The sequence below is a fragment of the Aeromonas sp. MdU4 genome, assembly GCF_041929505.1.
GTDB lineage: Bacteria > Pseudomonadota > Gammaproteobacteria > Enterobacterales > Aeromonadaceae > Aeromonas.
On the sequence record NZ_JBHFMW010000004.1, the window covers coordinates 1 to 15,561 of the forward strand.

Here is a 15,561-nt window from a genome sequence, read left to right on the forward strand (position 1 = left end):
GATCTGGGCACCAATGGCGTGTTCCGCTTTGAAGATGACGGCCCGCGTGCCGGGCTGGCAGAAGAAGCCCCACGTCTTGGTGCGACAGTGGATGAAAGCCTGGTTAGCCTGGGCGGTGTTGGCAGCGACGGAGTGGTCAGTGCCACCCTGAGCGCCGCCAATGTGCAGGCCCAGTTCAACCCGGCCTTCGGGGCTGATGGGGCGGGCAGCATCGGCTACAGCCTGGCGCTGACCGGCAGCAACGTGGCGAGCGGCTTGTATGCGGTCGATCCGGTAGCGCCCAACGGGCAGGGCGCGGCCATCGTGCTCAATCAGGTGGGCAACGTCATCACCGGCAGTGCGGGCGGGGTGGACTATTTCACCCTGACCATCAACCCGACCAATGGGGAAGTGACGCTGGCTCTGTTGGACAACGTCTGGCATGGCGATACCACCAGTGCGGATGACAGCGTGGCGCTGACCCTGGACAGCGGTGTGCTGACGCTAGTGCAGACCGTGACCGACGCCGATGGCGACCGCGCGAGTGCGGCGGTGGATCTGGGCACCAATGGTGTGTTCCGTTTTGAGGATGACGGCCCCAAAGCAAGCAATGTTCAGGCTGCATTGGTTCTTGATGATGAAGGTCTTGGTGGTGGGATCAATGGTGGTCCTGGTGATGTGGCAGGTGCCAACACCAGCTCCAACGGAAATCTCGGATATCAGGCTGGCGCTGATGGCCTCAAGTCTCTTGAACTCACTGGACCGACTTCGTTGGGAAGTGAAAGTGTGACCTCAACGTGGGATGCGCAAAGCGGAACCTTGTCTATCAGTTCCATCCGCGGAGTCTTGATGACAGTCACCATTACCGACCAGAGCACAGGTGCTTATTCGGTAAAACTGCTGCAGCCATTAATGCATACAGGTGTCGATACCGAAGACAATATCACCCTAAATGTTGGCTACAAGGTGACAGATGGTGATGGCGATAGTGCCAACGGTACACTCGCAGTTACCATTAACGATGACACGCCGACTATCCAGGTTGGTGAGCTTGCTCTTACCTCTTCTGTTACTTTCCTCGGTAGTAATGCCGGTTATTCAAATAGCTATGGCTACTACATCAAGGGTGATGACGGCACGCCTTTGTCCGGTAAAGTTATCTGGGCAAATGTTCATAATCAGAGCGCTGGAAATCAAGTAGATATCAATACGCTGGATCCAGCCCATACCGGGTTCTTTGTTATCCCCAATGGCGGGGCTAATTCGGTGCTTAGTAATGGCGCTGCAGTAACCTTCCAGTTGATTAATGGCATGTGGCAGGCATTTGTGGGGAGCACTCCGGTGAATGGTGCCGATGGTGCCAACATCGTGTTCAGTGATGCCAGCCTCAATCCCGGTGGTTCGCATTTGCAGGATACCGGCAGTGCCGGTAACCAGAACTGGGAGGATATGACTGCAAACTCGGATTACGACTACAACGATGTCAGTACCAGTATCACTTGGGGCGGCGCTGTTCAGCTGCAGGTTGACGAATCTAACCTCAGTCATGATGCGGTAGCCGACTTCAGTGGCGTATTTAATGTACAACCAGGTGCAGATGGTCTGGGTTCCCAGCTCTATAGCCTGAATGTGCAAAATGCCAACACAGGCCTGATTGATACGGCAACCGGTGAACAAGTTCACTTGATCATGAATGGCACGACCTTGGAAGGACGTACTGTAACAACCGGGGCGCTGGTATTTACCCTCACTGTCGATGGCAGCGGTAAAGTAACTCTCGATCAACTGCGAGCCGTGGAACATCCGACCTCTGATCCTGATGAAACCACCTTCCTTGGCTCCGGCCACGTCAGTCTGGCGCTGACTGTTACTGACAACGATGGCGATCACGCTAGCGGTGCACTGGATATTGGCAAGGTGATCAGCTTCAAGGACGATGGTCCGAGTATCAGTGCCAGCAGTGCGGCCAGTGACAGCCTGCAAGTGGATGAGAGCAACCTGTCACTCAATGCCAGCGCCAACTATGCAGGCCTGTTTACCAGCAGCTTTGGCGCCGATGGTGCAGGTACGCTGGCTTACAGCCTGAGTGTCAGTGCTGCTGGCGTCGACAGCGGGCTCAACGACACCGCNNGGGCAGTGCCATCAGCTTCAAGGACGATGGCCCGAGTATCAGTGCTGGCAATGCGGCTGGTGATAGCCTGCAAGTGGACGAGAGCAACCTGTCACTCAATGCCAGCGCCAACTATGCGGGCCTGTTTACCAGCAACTTTGGCGCCGATGGTGCAGGTACGCTGGCTTACAGCCTGAGTGTCAGTGCTACTGGCGTCGACAGCGGGCTCAACGACACCGCGACCGGCCAGAACATCCTGCTCTATCTGGAGAGTGGCAATGTGGTAGGCCGGGTTGGTAACAGCAGTGGCAACGTGGCCTTTACCCTGACGGTCAGCAACAGCGGGGTGGTGACACTGGATCAAGTGCGCGCCATTGAACACACCCCGAACAGCGGCCCGGACCAAGAGAGCAGCCTGCTGTCCGCCAACCTGGTGAAACTGGTGGGGACCATTACCGACAAGGATGGGGACAGCCAGAGTGCCAGCGTGGACTTGGGCAGTGCCATCAGCTTCAAGGACGATGGCCCGACCGCTTTGGCTGCAACCAATGCTGGCCAAGCAACTCAGGTTCAAAATACCAACCTGATGTTGATCCTCGATATTTCCGGCAGTATGGGTAATGCATCAGGGTATCAAGGTATGACCCGGATGGAGGTAATGCAGAAGTCGGCGCTGGAGCTGCTCGACAAGTACAGTGCTTATGGCAATGTCATGGTCAATATAATCACATTTGCCTCTTCAGCAACCAATTCGACGGGAGTGTGGGCCAATGTAGATACTGCCAAGGCGATTATCCTTGGCTTGGTCCCGACAGACTCCACAAACTATGACGATGCACTGAATGAGGCAATTAAAGCATTTGGCGACACAGGCAAACTTGCCAATGCTCAGAATGTCTCTTACTTCATGTCCGATGGCGAGCCTAATGATAATGCTCTGAGCGGTAGCTCCGCCACGGTACCTGATGGCAACAATAGCTTGGGTGGCGGGGACGGTATTGATGGTGACGGAACAACGCTAACCGGAGAGGCAAAAGACTGGGCTGATTTCCTGAAGGCGAATGACATCAACTCCTTTGCTCTCGGTATGGGAAGTGGTTCAACAGCCTCGGCACTGGATCCTATAGCCTATAACGGTGTTAGCGAGGTGAACACAACGTCGATCATCGTGACGGACTTTAGCCAGCTGGCAGCTACTTTGTTGAGCACTGTTGTTGCTCCGCCACTGTCCGGACAACTGCTCAACGGAGGCCTGACTGCGAGTACCGGTGCTGATGGGGGGTGGATTGATTCTATTACTGTGGCTGGCGTTACCTATCGTTACGACCAAAAAACAGACACACCAAGTGTGACGGGGGGGACCTCCGCGGGCACATTCAACACAACTACCAACGAATGGTCTATCTCGGTTGCTGGCGGCGTTCTGAAAGTTGATATGGACGATGGGGTCTATACCTTTACGCCACCATCGGTAATTCCGTCGGGCGGGATAAACCAGGTGTTTGGCTATAGCGTGATTGACCGTGATGGAGATACGGCCTCAAGCACACTGTCTCTCATCATCAATTCAGCCATCGGACCTACTGTGGTGCGTGATGATTTTGTCATTACCAACCAAGACCCCTCGACTATTCCTGATTGGGCATTGCTTGCCAATGACACAGGGCCACTGGCTGCCACTCAGGCAATCACAGGTGTATCTGGTGCTGTTGGCGGCTCTGTGACAGATGCTGTGGGGTCTGTGGTGTTTGATGACACATCGGGTAGTGCGACGCCTACTACCTATGATGGTTCATTCAACTACACCAACAGTACGACGACGGATCCGGGCAAGGTATTTGTAGATGTACAGAATGGTTCTACTCTCACTGGCGGTTATCTTGATGAAATTCTGATCGGCGGTTCAGGAAATGACACGATCAACGCAAATGCAGGCAACGACATTCTGCTTGGCGGTGCAGGCAGCGATAGTCTGAATGGTGGTGAGGGTAACGATATTCTTGTCGGTGGTGCGGGTAATGACACCTTGAATGGTGGTAATGGCAATGATACTGCAAGTTACCTGGATAGTGCCGCAGGCGTGACAGTCGCTGTCAATGGTAACAATCAGGCCACTGGTGGTGCTGGTACAGATAGTTTGAGCAACATGGAGAACTTGATTGGTTCTATGTTTGATGATGCCCTGACAGGGGATGGCAATGCCAACGTCCTCAGCGGTCTTGCAGGCAATGACATCCTGATTGGTGGTGGTGGCGATGACATGCTGATAGGTGGTACAGGCAGTGACACCATGACAGGTGGCACCGGCAAAGATACCTTCAAGTGGAGTGCCTCAGATGCGGGTGGGACCGATGTGATCAAGGACTTCACAACTGGAACCGGCGGCGATGTGCTGGATATCAGCGAGTTGCTCAGTGGTGAGCATGCCGACAAGACGTCGCTGGATGCCTACCTCACCTTTGCAAGTGGCCCAGGTACTGGCAAATCTACTCTGACAATCGATCTTGATGGCTCGGGGAGCGGCAGTGCGACTCATGTCATCCAGTTTGACAACATCGACTTGACGTTGGGAGGTTCACGCAATGACCAGACCATCATTGAAGACTTGTTGAATCAGGGCAATCTCAAGGTTGATCCGTAATCTTGTCTTGGGGTCAGGCTGCGTCTGGCCCCTATTTTTTCCCAAGGGGGACGGATAAGATAGCGGCAGTAGAGGAGAGGAAAATCATGCAGTCATTCAACTGGGTCGACATTGATGGCATCCGTTATAGCTGGGATGGCGAGGGGAATATTACCTGCGCTGGCCAGTTTGGCTATCAGGCCTCGATCGCGGGGGATCGGTTGGATGGTATGGAGATTGAAAATGATGCAGGAGAGGTGGCAGGGGCGATTTATGTCGACTTTGCCTCGGCATCAATTACCTATACCCCGGCAATAGATGCTGAAGAGTCTCATGGTGTCATCTTGATTGGAGATGATCTCGGTCAGCAGGAGTACTCGCTGGCCAGTCTTTCTTCCCCGCAACTGCAGGATCTGCTTGGTTACTCCGAGCCTATTCCCTGGTCTGTGGCAATGGAGGAGAGTGTACCGACAGAGGTTCACTCCCAGCCACAAGGACATATTCTGTCGTGGGATTCGTTCCACTTCGATGACGAGGTGCTGGTAGCGCAGGTCAGCAACACACCAGTATCTGCAGGGGTAGAGCAGGAGTCCGCCCCGGTTGTCACCATCAGCCTTGATTTGACCAATCAGGTGCTGGATCAGATCCCGCCACTGCACGATATATAAATCTCCCTACGCTGTGGGCATAATGACCTCAATCTTTCTGATTGAGGTTTTTTCTATGTGGCGTCCCTTCCTTACTATCTCTGCTCTGGTTGTTAGTGCTCCGTTGTTTGCTCTTGAAGTGCCACAAGCGCCTCATTTGATCGTGAGTGGTTATGCCGAGCAGAAGGCTGAGCCTGATATGTTGACTCTCAATGTGTCAGTGACGGCGTTGGAAAAACAGGGGATTAAAGCCAAGCAGTTGGTCGATACCAAGGTCGCGGCTTTTTTTGGCCAGCTGGAAGGGTTGGGCATCAAGCGCTCCGATGTGGAGGCGGGCAATCTGGTCATCTCTCCCGAATATCAATATGCCGAGAACAAGAAGCCTGAGCTGCTTGGTTACCGTGCTCAACGGCAGCTGGCGGTCAAGCTTTACCAACTCGACAAGTTGAGCCAGCTGATGGATACCGCACTCAAAGCAGGGCTCGAATCGGTGTCGCAAATCGAATATGGTTTGAAATCACCACAGACCATCAAGGAGCAGGCGCGACTGGGGGCGGTGGAAGATGCCAAGAGCAAGGCCGAGTCGCTGGCCAAGGCTTTTGGTATGAAGCTGGGCAAGGTGTATAGCGTGGAGTATCGCAACGCATCTCCGATGCCGGTCTATAGCCGCAACTTCAAAGCGCTGGCGATGGCTGCCGCTCCCGCATCGGATATGGCTGCCAACAGCTATCAACAACAGCAGATCACGGTCACTGACAATATCGACGCCGTTTTCCTGCTCGAATGATACTGAGGCGTGATTGATGAAAACCCGCACCTGTTGCGGGTTTTTTATGAAGCAAGAGATGCAAAAAAGCCGACACGCAGGGTGTCGGCTTGTTTACTTTGGCGAGGCCATCAGGCAGTGACGGCTTCAGCTTTGCTCGCTTGCGGGGCCGGATTGCGAATGAGGTAATCAAACGCTCCCAGCGCGGCGGTCGCCCCGGCACCCATGGAGATGATGATCTGCTTGAACGGCACCGTGGTGGCGTCCCCAGCGGCGTAGACGCCGGGCAGGGAAGTGGCGCCCTTGGTGTCGATCTCGATCTCGCCAAAGCGGGTCAGGGCCACCTCGCTCCCTTTGAGGAACTCGGTGTTCGGCACCAGACCGATCTGGACGAAGATACCAGCCACGGCGAGGTGCTTGATCTCGCCGGTGGTGCGATCTTCGTAATCCATGCCCACCACCTTGCTGCCGTCACCGATCACTTCGGTGGTACGGGCGCTCATGATGATGTCGATGTTACCCATGGAGCGGGCTTTCTTCTGCAACACCTCGTCGGCACGCAGGGTGTCGGCGAACTCCACCACGGTGACGTGTTCGACAATGCCAGCCAGATCGATGGCTGCCTCGATACCGGAGTTACCGCCCCCGATCACCGCAACCCGCTTGCCCTTGAAGAAGGGGCCGTCACAGTGCGGGCAGTAGGCCACGCCCTTGGTGCGGTACTCCAGCTCGCCCGGCACGTTCAGGTCGCGCCAGCGGGCACCGGTCGCCAGGATCACGGCGCGGCTCTTCAAGGTGGCGCCAGAGGCGAGATCCACGTTCACATACCCATCTTTGCTGATGGCGGCGGCGCGCTGTTCGGTGATCACTTCCACGCCGTACTGCTTGACATGCTGCTCCAGGCTTGCGGCCAGTTTGGGGCCTTCGGTATAGGGCACTGAGATGAAATTTTCGATGCCGACGGTGTCCATCACCTGGCCACCGAAACGCTCGGCAACGATGGCGGTGCGAATGCCTTTGCGGGCGGCATAGATGGCGGCTGCGGCGCCAGCCGGGCCACCACCGACGACCAGCACGTCGTAAGGTGCTTTTTCGCTCAGCTCCTCAGCTTTGCGTTCGGCGGCGCCGGTGTCGAGCTTGGCGACGATCTCTTCAAGCGAAATGCGGCCCTGGCTGAACGGCTGACCGTTCAGGTAGACGTTCGGTACCGCCATGATCTGACGTTCGTTGACCTCGTCCTGGAACAGGGCACCGTCGATCATGGTGTGGGTGATGCCGGGGTTCAGGGTAGCCATCAGGTTGAGGGCCTGCACCACGTCCGGGCAGTTATGGCAGGAGAGCGAAATGTAAGTCTCGAAGTGGAACTCACCCTTGAGGTTGCGGATCTGCTCCTGCACGGCCGCATCGGCCTTGGAGGGGTGACCGCCACTTTGCAGCAGGGCAAGCACCAGCGAGGTGAATTCATGACCCATGGGGATGCCGGCAAAATGAACGCGCGGGGCCTGGCCCTGCGGCGCGACGCTCATGGAAGGCTTGCGGGCATGGGTGCCATCGGTCAGGGAAATCTTGGGCGACATCCCGGCGATCTCGCTGGCCAGTGCCAGCAGTTCGGCGGATTTGTCGCTGTCGTTGCCGGACACGCTGATCTCGATGGGATTGACGATGTACTGCAGATAGGTGTTCAGCTGTTGTTTGAGGTTGGTATCCAACATCTTCGAATTCCTTCTTGTGATTGCGGGTCGGCGTGAAATTTTAGCCGGAAAGGTGACCGGCACATTTAACGCAGGTCGGAGCGCTGACCGGTGCATTTAACCGGGCCGGAAAGCAGACCGGCCCTGAAGCGGGCCGGTCTTGGAAGTGGGAGGTTTAGATCTTGCCTACCAGATCCAGGGACGGGGCCAGAGTGGCTTCGCCTTCTTTCCATTTAGCCGGGCACACTTCACCCGGATGGGAGGCTACGTACTGAGCCGCTTTGACTTTGCGCAGCAGTTCCAGTGCGTCACGACCGATGCCGCCAGCGTTGATCTCGACGATCTGGATGATGCCCTGCGGGTCAATCACGAAGGTACCGCGGTCAGCCAGACCGGCTTCTTCGATCATCACGCCGAAGTTGCGGGTGATGGTGCCGGTCGGGTCACCGATCATCGGATACTGGATCTTCTTGATGGTGTCAGACGTGTCGTGCCATGCCTTGTGGGTGAAATGGGTGTCGGTAGAAACCGCGTAGATCTCGACGCCCAGCTTTTGGAATTCGGCGTAGTTGTCAGCTAGGTCACCCAGCTCGGTCGGGCAAACGAAGGTGAAGTCAGCCGGGTAGAAAAACACCACGGACCACTTGCCTTTCAGGTCAGCGTCAGACACCTGAACGAATTTGCCATTGTGGTAGGCGGTAGCATTGAACGGCTTGATTTCAGTGTTGATGTAGGTAGACATGGATTTGCTCCTTGGTGATGTAAATATGCCTGTCTGGGTTTGAAGAGTCGTGCCGGACGAGGCGTTTAACTTTCGATGGAGTCATCATAGGAGGATGTGCTAATCGATTAAAGCCACAAAATTGAATCGTTTTAATCGGTATATTGGATTTATAAGCCGTGGCTTATCGTCGGTGCCGCTGGTAGCAACAGTCGGGTATCCCCCTCGCAAGCCCGGTTGCTGCCGTCAAAGAGGGGGTTGCAGACCAAATCGGTCGCTATAAATCAAATTTATGGGTTTGGCGAGAATGACCCGATTTTAATTTATATCTCCCCGATGCCTGGCAAAAAGAGGTGGTGAGGACTCGCCGAAAGAAGATGAGGGCATCGCCCGATCTGGGGTATCGAGCGGTCAGCGGTATCGGGAGCAAAGTAGAGCTGCACAAGTTGCAAGAGGGGAGGCGGGGAGATAAAGCAGGAGCCGACCCGAGCAGGTGCAAGCAGGCTGCGTGTTTTGCGCAGATAAAAAAATCCCGGCGCTATCGCAACGATAAGGCCGGGTCATCAAACAAGGAATGGCTATATAAACAAATGCTTTACAGCAAAGACTAACTACGGGGTGTGCAAACTTGCAGACATATGAGAGGAAGAGGATAGGTGCACAATCCCTCATCTCCCCCTCGGCAACTATTGCATAAGACGATAATAGTGTGACGTAGATCACAAGGCAAGCTTTTGGTGTAATTTTTCAATCAAAATGAAAGTCTTTCACTATTTCTGTCGATTTGATCGGCGTAAAACGCTTTTATTGTAATTTAATTACATGGCTTGCAATCAAAAATCGGTCGGTGGCTCCTGCTCTTCCATCAATTCCAGCAGGTTGATGGCCACGGCAATAAAGTCCGACTCGGTGACGATGCCGATCAGCTTGCGTCCTTTGAGTACCGGCAAGCAACCGTATCTGTGTCGCTGCAGGTAGAGTGCCGCCTCCTTGATACCGGCATGGGGATCCACGCTTGCCACTTGCCGTGTCATGATCTCGTCGAGTTGCACGCTGTCGGTGAATTCGGCCTCCCGTTCCGGACTGATGAGCAGCAGCTTGGATTCGCGGGTGGCCAGGATATCGGTGAGGGTGACCAGCCCCAACAGGTGGTGCTGCTCGTCGACGATGGGAATATGGCGGATCCGCTCCTGCTGCATCAGGTCCATTGCTTGTTTGACACTGTTTGACGGACCCAGAGTGAAGGGATGTTCGGTCATGATTTCGGATAGGGTCATCATCATGGTGGGCCTCTTTGTGTATCTGCTTTCACCCTAGCCCACCCCTCTTCGGCAAAACATGATCAGGGTCAATACAGATCATTAAAGAATCATTAACCGGATGTGTGTCTCATTATTGCTCGCTACCCCTTGTCTCTCTTGGGTTTTTGGTCTTTTGGGTTGCCTTGGAAGATAGGGATAACTAGACTAGCCGCCGATTCCCCCCGAGGTGAAAGATGCAAGTATCCGATTTTCATTTTGATCTGCCAGACGAGCTGATTGCCCGCTATCCGATGGCAGAGCGTACCGCCAGCCGCCTGTTGCAGCTCGATGGTCAAACTGGCGCCTTGCGCCATGGTCAATTTGTCGATGTGCTGGACCAGCTCAACCCGGGTGACCTGCTGGTATTCAACAACACCCGCGTCATTCCGGCCCGGATGTTTGGCCAGAAGGCCAGCGGCGGCAAGCTGGAGGTGCTGGTCGAGCGCATTCTGGACGAGCACAGTGTGCTGGCTCATGTGCGTGCCTCCAAGGCGCCCAAGCCCGGCACCCGGATGATCCTGGATGGTGGTGTGGAAGCGGAAATGCGCGCCCGCCACGATGCCCTGTTCGAGATCCACTTCCTCGACCCGCGTCCGGTGCTGGAGATTTTGGAGGCCATCGGCCACATGCCGTTGCCCCCTTATATCGACCGTCCCGATGAGGATGCCGACAAGGAGCGCTACCAGACTGTTTACAACCAGAAGCCTGGCGCTGTGGCTGCGCCGACCGCCGGTCTGCACTTTGATGAGCCGCTGCTTGAGAAAATTCGTGCCAAAGGGGTTGAAACGGCCTTCGTTACCCTGCATGTAGGGGCGGGGACCTTCCAGCCGGTGCGGGTAGACAAGATTGAAGATCACCACATGCACTCCGAGTATGCCGAAGTGCCGCAAGAGGTGGTCGATGCCATCGCGGCGACTCGCGCCCGCGGTGGCCGGGTGATTGCGGTGGGGACCACGTCAGTGCGTTCACTGGAGAGCGCAGCCAAGGTGACCCTCGCTCAGGGCAAACCGCTGGCACCCTTTTTCAGCGATACCGACATCTTCATCTTTCCGGGCTACCAGTTCCAGATTGTCGATGCCATGGTCACCAACTTCCATCTGCCGGAGTCGACCCTGATCATGCTGGTCAGCGCCTTTGCTGGCTATGACAACGTGATGGCCGCCTATCAGGCTGCAGTGGCCGGACAGTACCGTTTCTTCAGCTACGGGGACGCCATGTTCGTCACCCGTCGCCAGGGCGAGGCATAAGTTTCGCCTTTATACCGGGCCGGATGGCCCTTAATTGTCAGACTGTTTCTCTGACTGAATCGAGGTAGCAATGAAATTTGAACTGAAAACCACCGACGGCCGTGCCCGTCGCGGTCAGCTGGTCTTCGAGCGTGGCACCGTGCAGACCCCGGCCTTCATGCCGGTCGGTACCTACGGCACCGTCAAGGGGATGACTCCGGAAGAAGTACGTGAAACCGGCGCCGAGATCCTGCTGGGCAATACCTTCCACCTCTGGCTGCGCCCGGGGCAGGAAGTGATGCGTGCCCACGGCGATCTGCACGATTTCATGAACTGGCAGGGTCCGATCCTGACTGACTCCGGTGGTTTTCAGGTATTCAGCCTGGGCGACATCCGCAAAATCACCGAGGCTGGCGTCCACTTCCGTCACCCCATCAATGGCGAGAAGATCTTCCTCGACCCCGAGAAGTCGATGGAGATCCAGTACGATCTGGGCTCCGACATCGTGATGATCTTCGACGAGTGCACCCCCTATCCGGTCAGCTACGAAGATGCCCGCAAGTCGATGGAGATGTCCCTGCGTTGGGGCAAGCGCTCCCGCGACAAGTTTGATGCGCTGGGCAACAAGAATGCTCTGTTTGGCATCATCCAGGGCTCGGTCTACGAAGATCTGCGGGATGTTTCCCTCGATGGTCTGCTGGAGATCGGCTTTGACGGCTATGCAGTCGGTGGTCTGGCAGTGGGTGAGCCCAAAGAGGATATGCACCGCATCCTCGAGCACGTCTGCCCGAAAATTCCGGCTGATAAGCCGCGCTACCTGATGGGCGTCGGCAAGCCGGAAGATCTGGTGGAAGGGGTTCGTCGTGGTATCGACATGTTCGACTGTGTGATGCCGACTCGCAACGCCCGCAACGGCCATCTCTTTACCACCGATGGTGTGGTCAAGATCCGCAATGCCAAGCATCGCAACGACACCAGCACCCTGGATGCCGATTGCGATTGCTACACCTGTAAGAACTACACCCGCAGCTATCTGTATCATCTGGACAAGTGTAACGAGATCCTCGGGGCCCGTCTGAACACTATTCATAACCTGCGTTATTACCAGCGAGTGATGCAAGGTTTGCGGGACGCGATCGAGCAGGGTAAATTAGACGACTTTGTAACTGAGTTTTACCGTCGGCAAGGGAAGCCTGTGCCTCCGTTAGCTGAAAATAACGTTAAATAACAACAATATATAAGTTAGTTATCAAATCTACATCAATAAGAGGTTGTTAAATGAGCATTATCTCCAAGGCATATGCAGAAGGCGCAGTACCGGGTGCACAGGGTGGTGGTATGGAAATGATCATCATGCTGGCCGTATTTGGCCTGATCTTCTACTTCATGATCTATCGTCCCCAGGCCAAACGTGCCAAGGATCATCGCAATCTGATGACCTCCTTGTCCAAGGGTGACGAAGTGCTCACCTCCGGTGGCCTGGTTGGCAAGATTGCCAAAGTGGCTGCTGATAGCGATTACCTGGTGATCGCCCTGAACGACCAGACTCAAGTCACCATCAAAAAGGACTTCGTTTCTGCCGTTCTGCCCAAGGGTTCTATTCAGTCCCTTTAATCTCCCAAGGAGCACAGCGTGTTGAATCGCTATCCGCTGTGGAAATACCTGATGGTGATCCTGGTGATCGCCATCGGTTTTCTATATGCAGCCCCCAATCTTTACGGCGAAGATCCGGCTTTGCAGGTTTCTGCCAGCCGTGGTGCCGAAGTCAAGCTAGATACCCTTGACCTGGTGAAAGAGACCCTTGATGCGGCCAAAATCCCGGTCAAACATGCTGCATTTGAGCACGGTCTGATCCTGATCCGTTTCAAGAACACCGAAGAGCAGCTCAAGGCGCGCGATGTCGTTGCCAACAAGCTGGGCGACAACTTCATTACCGCACTCAACCTGGCACCTTCCACTCCCGCCTGGCTCGAAGCCATTGGCGCGGCGCCTCTGAAGCTGGGTCTTGATCTGCGCGGTGGTGTGCACTTCCTGATGGAAGTGGACATGGCCGAAGCACTGACCAAGCAGCAAGAGCAGATGGTGCAGGATTTCCGCTCCGAACTGCGTAATCAGAAGATCCGTTACTCCGGCGTTCGCCGCACCGGTGATCAGGTGCAGGTGATCTTCCGTGACGAAGCAGATCAGGAGCGTGCAGTCTCCCATCTGCGTCGTCAGAACCCTGATTTGACCTTCACGACCGAACAGAAAGGGGATGAGTTCATCCTGCTGGCTGGTCTGAGCGAAGCCAAGATCAAGGAAGTGAAGAAGTACGCCCTCGAGCAGAACATCACCATCATCCGTAACCGGGTCAACGAACTGGGTGTGGCTGAGCCGTTGGTACAACAGCAAGGCGCCGAGCGCATTGTCGTTGAACTGCCCGGTATTCAGGATACCGCTCGCGCCAAGGAGATCCTGGGTGCAACCGCGACCCTGGAGTTCCACATGGTGGATGAGGCGGCTGATATTCAAGCTGCTGCCGACGGCCGTGTCCCGCCCAGCTCCAAGCTCTACAACGATCGCAACGGTCGTCCAGTGGTGCTGCAAAAGCGGGTGATCCTGACCGGTGACCACATCGTGGGTGCCCAGTCCGGTTTCGACGAGTACAGCCGTCCCCAGGTCAACATCAAGCTTGATGGCCAGGGTGGCAACAAGATGGCCAACTTTACCAAGGACAACGTCGGTAAAGGGATGGCGACCGTCTTCATCGAGTACAAGCCGGTCGGTCAACCTGGTCCGGATGGCAAGCGCAAGTTCCGTAAGCAGGAGGAGGTGATCAACGTCGCCACCATCCAGTCGCGTCTTGGCAGCCAGTTCCGTATCACCGGTATCGACAACGCCAACGAAGCCCACAACCTGGCGCTGCTGCTGCGTGCCGGTGCCCTGATCGCCCCGATCCAGATCGTGGAAGAGCGCACCATTGGCCCGAGCCTGGGTCAGCAGAACATCGACAGCGGTATGGAAGCCATCGGCTGGGCCATGCTGGTGATCGTGCTGTTCATGGGGATCTACTACCGCGCGTTCGGCTGGGTTGCCAACCTGGCGCTCTGTATGAACCTGGTGTTGATTGTCGGCATCATGTCGATGATCCCGGGGGCCACCATGACCCTGCCGGGTATCGCCGGTATCGTGTTGACGCTCGGTATGGCGGTGGATGCCAACGTGCTGATTTACGAGCGTATTCGTGAAGAGATCCGCAACGGTCGCGGGGTGCAGCAGGCCATCCATCTGGGCTTTGATCGTGCATTCTCCACCATCGCCGACTCCAACGTCACCTCGCTTATCACCTGTGTGATCCTGTTCGGTATCGGTACTGGCGCCATCAAGGGCTTTGCTCTGACGCTGGGCATCGGTCTGACCGCGTCCATGTTTACTGCCATCACGGTCTCCCGCGCCATTATCAACCTGGCCTGGGGTGGACGGCGCATCGACAAGTTGCCCATCTGAGGATAGAGAGATGTTTCAGATTCTACATTTTGAAAAACCGATCCCGTTTATGCGCTATGCCAAAGCGGGTGTGGTCTTCTCTTCCGTGCTGATGGTGATAGCCCTGTTCTTTCTGTTTGACCGGGGCCTGAACTGGGGTCTGGACTTCACCGGTGGTACTACCATCGAGGTGGGGTTCCAGCAGTCGGTAAGCCTGGACAAAATGCATCAGGTGCTGGAAGAGCAGAAGATTGAAGGGGCTACCCTGCAACACTTCGGCTCCAGCCGTGATGTACTGTTCCGCCTGACCCCGAAAGAGGGGATCAAGGTAGAGCAGCAGGGCAACGAGGTTCTGGCTGCCGCCAAATTGCTCGACGAGGGCGCAGTCCTGAAACGGGTTGAGTTCGTCGGTCCTTCCGTGGGCGATGAACTGGCGACAGACGGTGCGTTGGCCATGCTGGCCTCCATTCTCTGTATCCTGGCCTATGTGGCGGTGCGATTTGAATGGCGTCTGGCCATGGGGGGCATCCTCTCTCTGGTGCACGACGTGGTGATCACCCTTGGCGTCTTTGCCTACTTCCAGTACGAGTTCGATCTGACCGTGCTGGCGGCACTGATGACCCTGGTGGGTTACTCCCTGAACGATACCATCGTAGTGTTTGACCGTTTGCGGGAGAACTTCCGCAAGGTGCGCAAAGGGGATACGGATTACATCCTGGATCTCTCCATGACCGAGACCCTGAGTCGTACCATCATCACCTCTGGCCTGACCTTCATCGTGGTACTGGCGCTGCTGCTCAAGGGCGGTGCGCTGATCCACGGGTTTGCCGTGGCCATGGTGATCGGTGTGGCGTTCGGTACTTACTCTTCCATCTATGTGGCGAGTGCATTTGCCATGTTCCTCGGCGTCAAGCGCGAGCACATGTTGCCAACCCAGGTAGAGAAAGAGGGAGCGGATCAACAGGAGATCCTGCCGTAAACCGTAAAGAGCGCCTCATGGCGCTCTTTTCTTATCTCTGCGTGTTGTTTACTGAC

At 55.7% G+C, this 15,561-nt stretch carries 12 protein-coding genes; 9 read left to right on the top strand and 3 right to left on the bottom strand.

What is annotated here, in order from left to right; translation table 11 throughout:
• The 4 genes from ACE1BR_RS02435 to ACE1BR_RS02450 form a co-directional block, all read left to right on the top strand.
• Positions 1-2,286 (top strand): DUF5801 repeats-in-toxin domain-containing protein (locus tag ACE1BR_RS02435; protein WP_374867308.1); only part of this gene is annotated, 2,286 nt, incomplete at its 5' end.
• The gene (locus tag ACE1BR_RS02440) at positions 2,184-4,730 is read left to right on the top strand and encodes a DUF5801 repeats-in-toxin domain-containing protein (protein WP_374867310.1); all 2,547 of its coding nucleotides are present in this window, start codon (positions 2,184-2,186) and stop codon (positions 4,728-4,730) included. The genes ACE1BR_RS02435 and ACE1BR_RS02440, both read left to right, overlap by 103 nt.
• Positions 4,731-4,816: 86 nt before the next feature.
• Entirely contained in the window at positions 4,817-5,377 is a 561-nt protein-coding gene (locus ACE1BR_RS02445; RefSeq protein WP_374867312.1) for a hypothetical protein, read from the top strand.
• 55 nt (positions 5,378-5,432) lie between these two features.
• Positions 5,433-6,143 (top strand): SIMPL domain-containing protein, encoded by a 711-nt coding sequence (locus ACE1BR_RS02450; RefSeq protein WP_374867314.1) that lies wholly within the window; start codon positions 5,433-5,435, stop codon positions 6,141-6,143.
• Between the two features lie 110 nt (positions 6,144-6,253).
• Here ACE1BR_RS02450 and ahpF read toward each other — a convergent pair whose 3' ends face one another.
• The 3 genes from ahpF to ACE1BR_RS02465 form a co-directional block, all read right to left on the bottom strand.
• Positions 6,254-7,834 (bottom strand): alkyl hydroperoxide reductase subunit F, encoded by a 1,581-nt coding sequence (gene ahpF / locus ACE1BR_RS02455; protein WP_374867316.1) that lies wholly within the window; start codon positions 7,832-7,834, stop codon positions 6,254-6,256.
• Between the two features lie 154 nt (positions 7,835-7,988).
• Positions 7,989-8,555, bottom strand: a complete 567-nt coding sequence (ahpC, locus tag ACE1BR_RS02460) for an alkyl hydroperoxide reductase subunit C (RefSeq protein WP_005344674.1) — start codon at positions 8,553-8,555, stop codon at positions 7,989-7,991.
• Positions 8,556-9,367: 812 nt separating this feature from the next.
• Positions 9,368-9,814, bottom strand: a complete 447-nt coding sequence (locus ACE1BR_RS02465) for a CBS domain-containing protein (protein ID WP_013723842.1) — start codon at positions 9,812-9,814, stop codon at positions 9,368-9,370.
• A 215-nt stretch (positions 9,815-10,029) separates the two neighbouring features.
• On the opposite strand from ACE1BR_RS02465, the gene queA reads away from it, so the two are divergent.
• The 5 genes from queA (at position 10,030) to secF (ending at position 15,505) form a co-directional block, all read left to right on the top strand.
• Positions 10,030-11,082 (top strand): tRNA preQ1(34) S-adenosylmethionine ribosyltransferase-isomerase QueA, encoded by a 1,053-nt coding sequence (gene queA / locus ACE1BR_RS02470; protein ID WP_374867318.1) that lies wholly within the window; start codon positions 10,030-10,032, stop codon positions 11,080-11,082.
• Between the two features lie 70 nt (positions 11,083-11,152).
• Complete coding sequence (gene tgt / locus ACE1BR_RS02475) at positions 11,153-12,289, top strand: tRNA guanosine(34) transglycosylase Tgt (protein ID WP_374867320.1); 1,137 nt, start codon at positions 11,153-11,155, stop codon at positions 12,287-12,289.
• 50 nt (positions 12,290-12,339) lie between these two features.
• Positions 12,340-12,675: a preprotein translocase subunit YajC gene (yajC, locus tag ACE1BR_RS02480; RefSeq protein ID WP_042063375.1), complete on the top strand. Its 336-nt coding sequence runs from the start codon at positions 12,340-12,342 to the stop codon at positions 12,673-12,675.
• Positions 12,676-12,693: 18 nt separating this feature from the next.
• On the top strand, positions 12,694-14,547 hold the full coding sequence (secD, locus tag ACE1BR_RS02485; protein WP_374867322.1) for a protein translocase subunit SecD: 1,854 nt from the start codon (positions 12,694-12,696) through the stop codon (positions 14,545-14,547).
• Between the two features lie 10 nt (positions 14,548-14,557).
• The gene (secF, locus tag ACE1BR_RS02490; protein WP_374867324.1) at positions 14,558-15,505 is read left to right on the top strand and encodes a protein translocase subunit SecF; all 948 of its coding nucleotides are present in this window, start codon (positions 14,558-14,560) and stop codon (positions 15,503-15,505) included.
• Positions 15,506-15,561 lie beyond the last annotated feature (56 nt).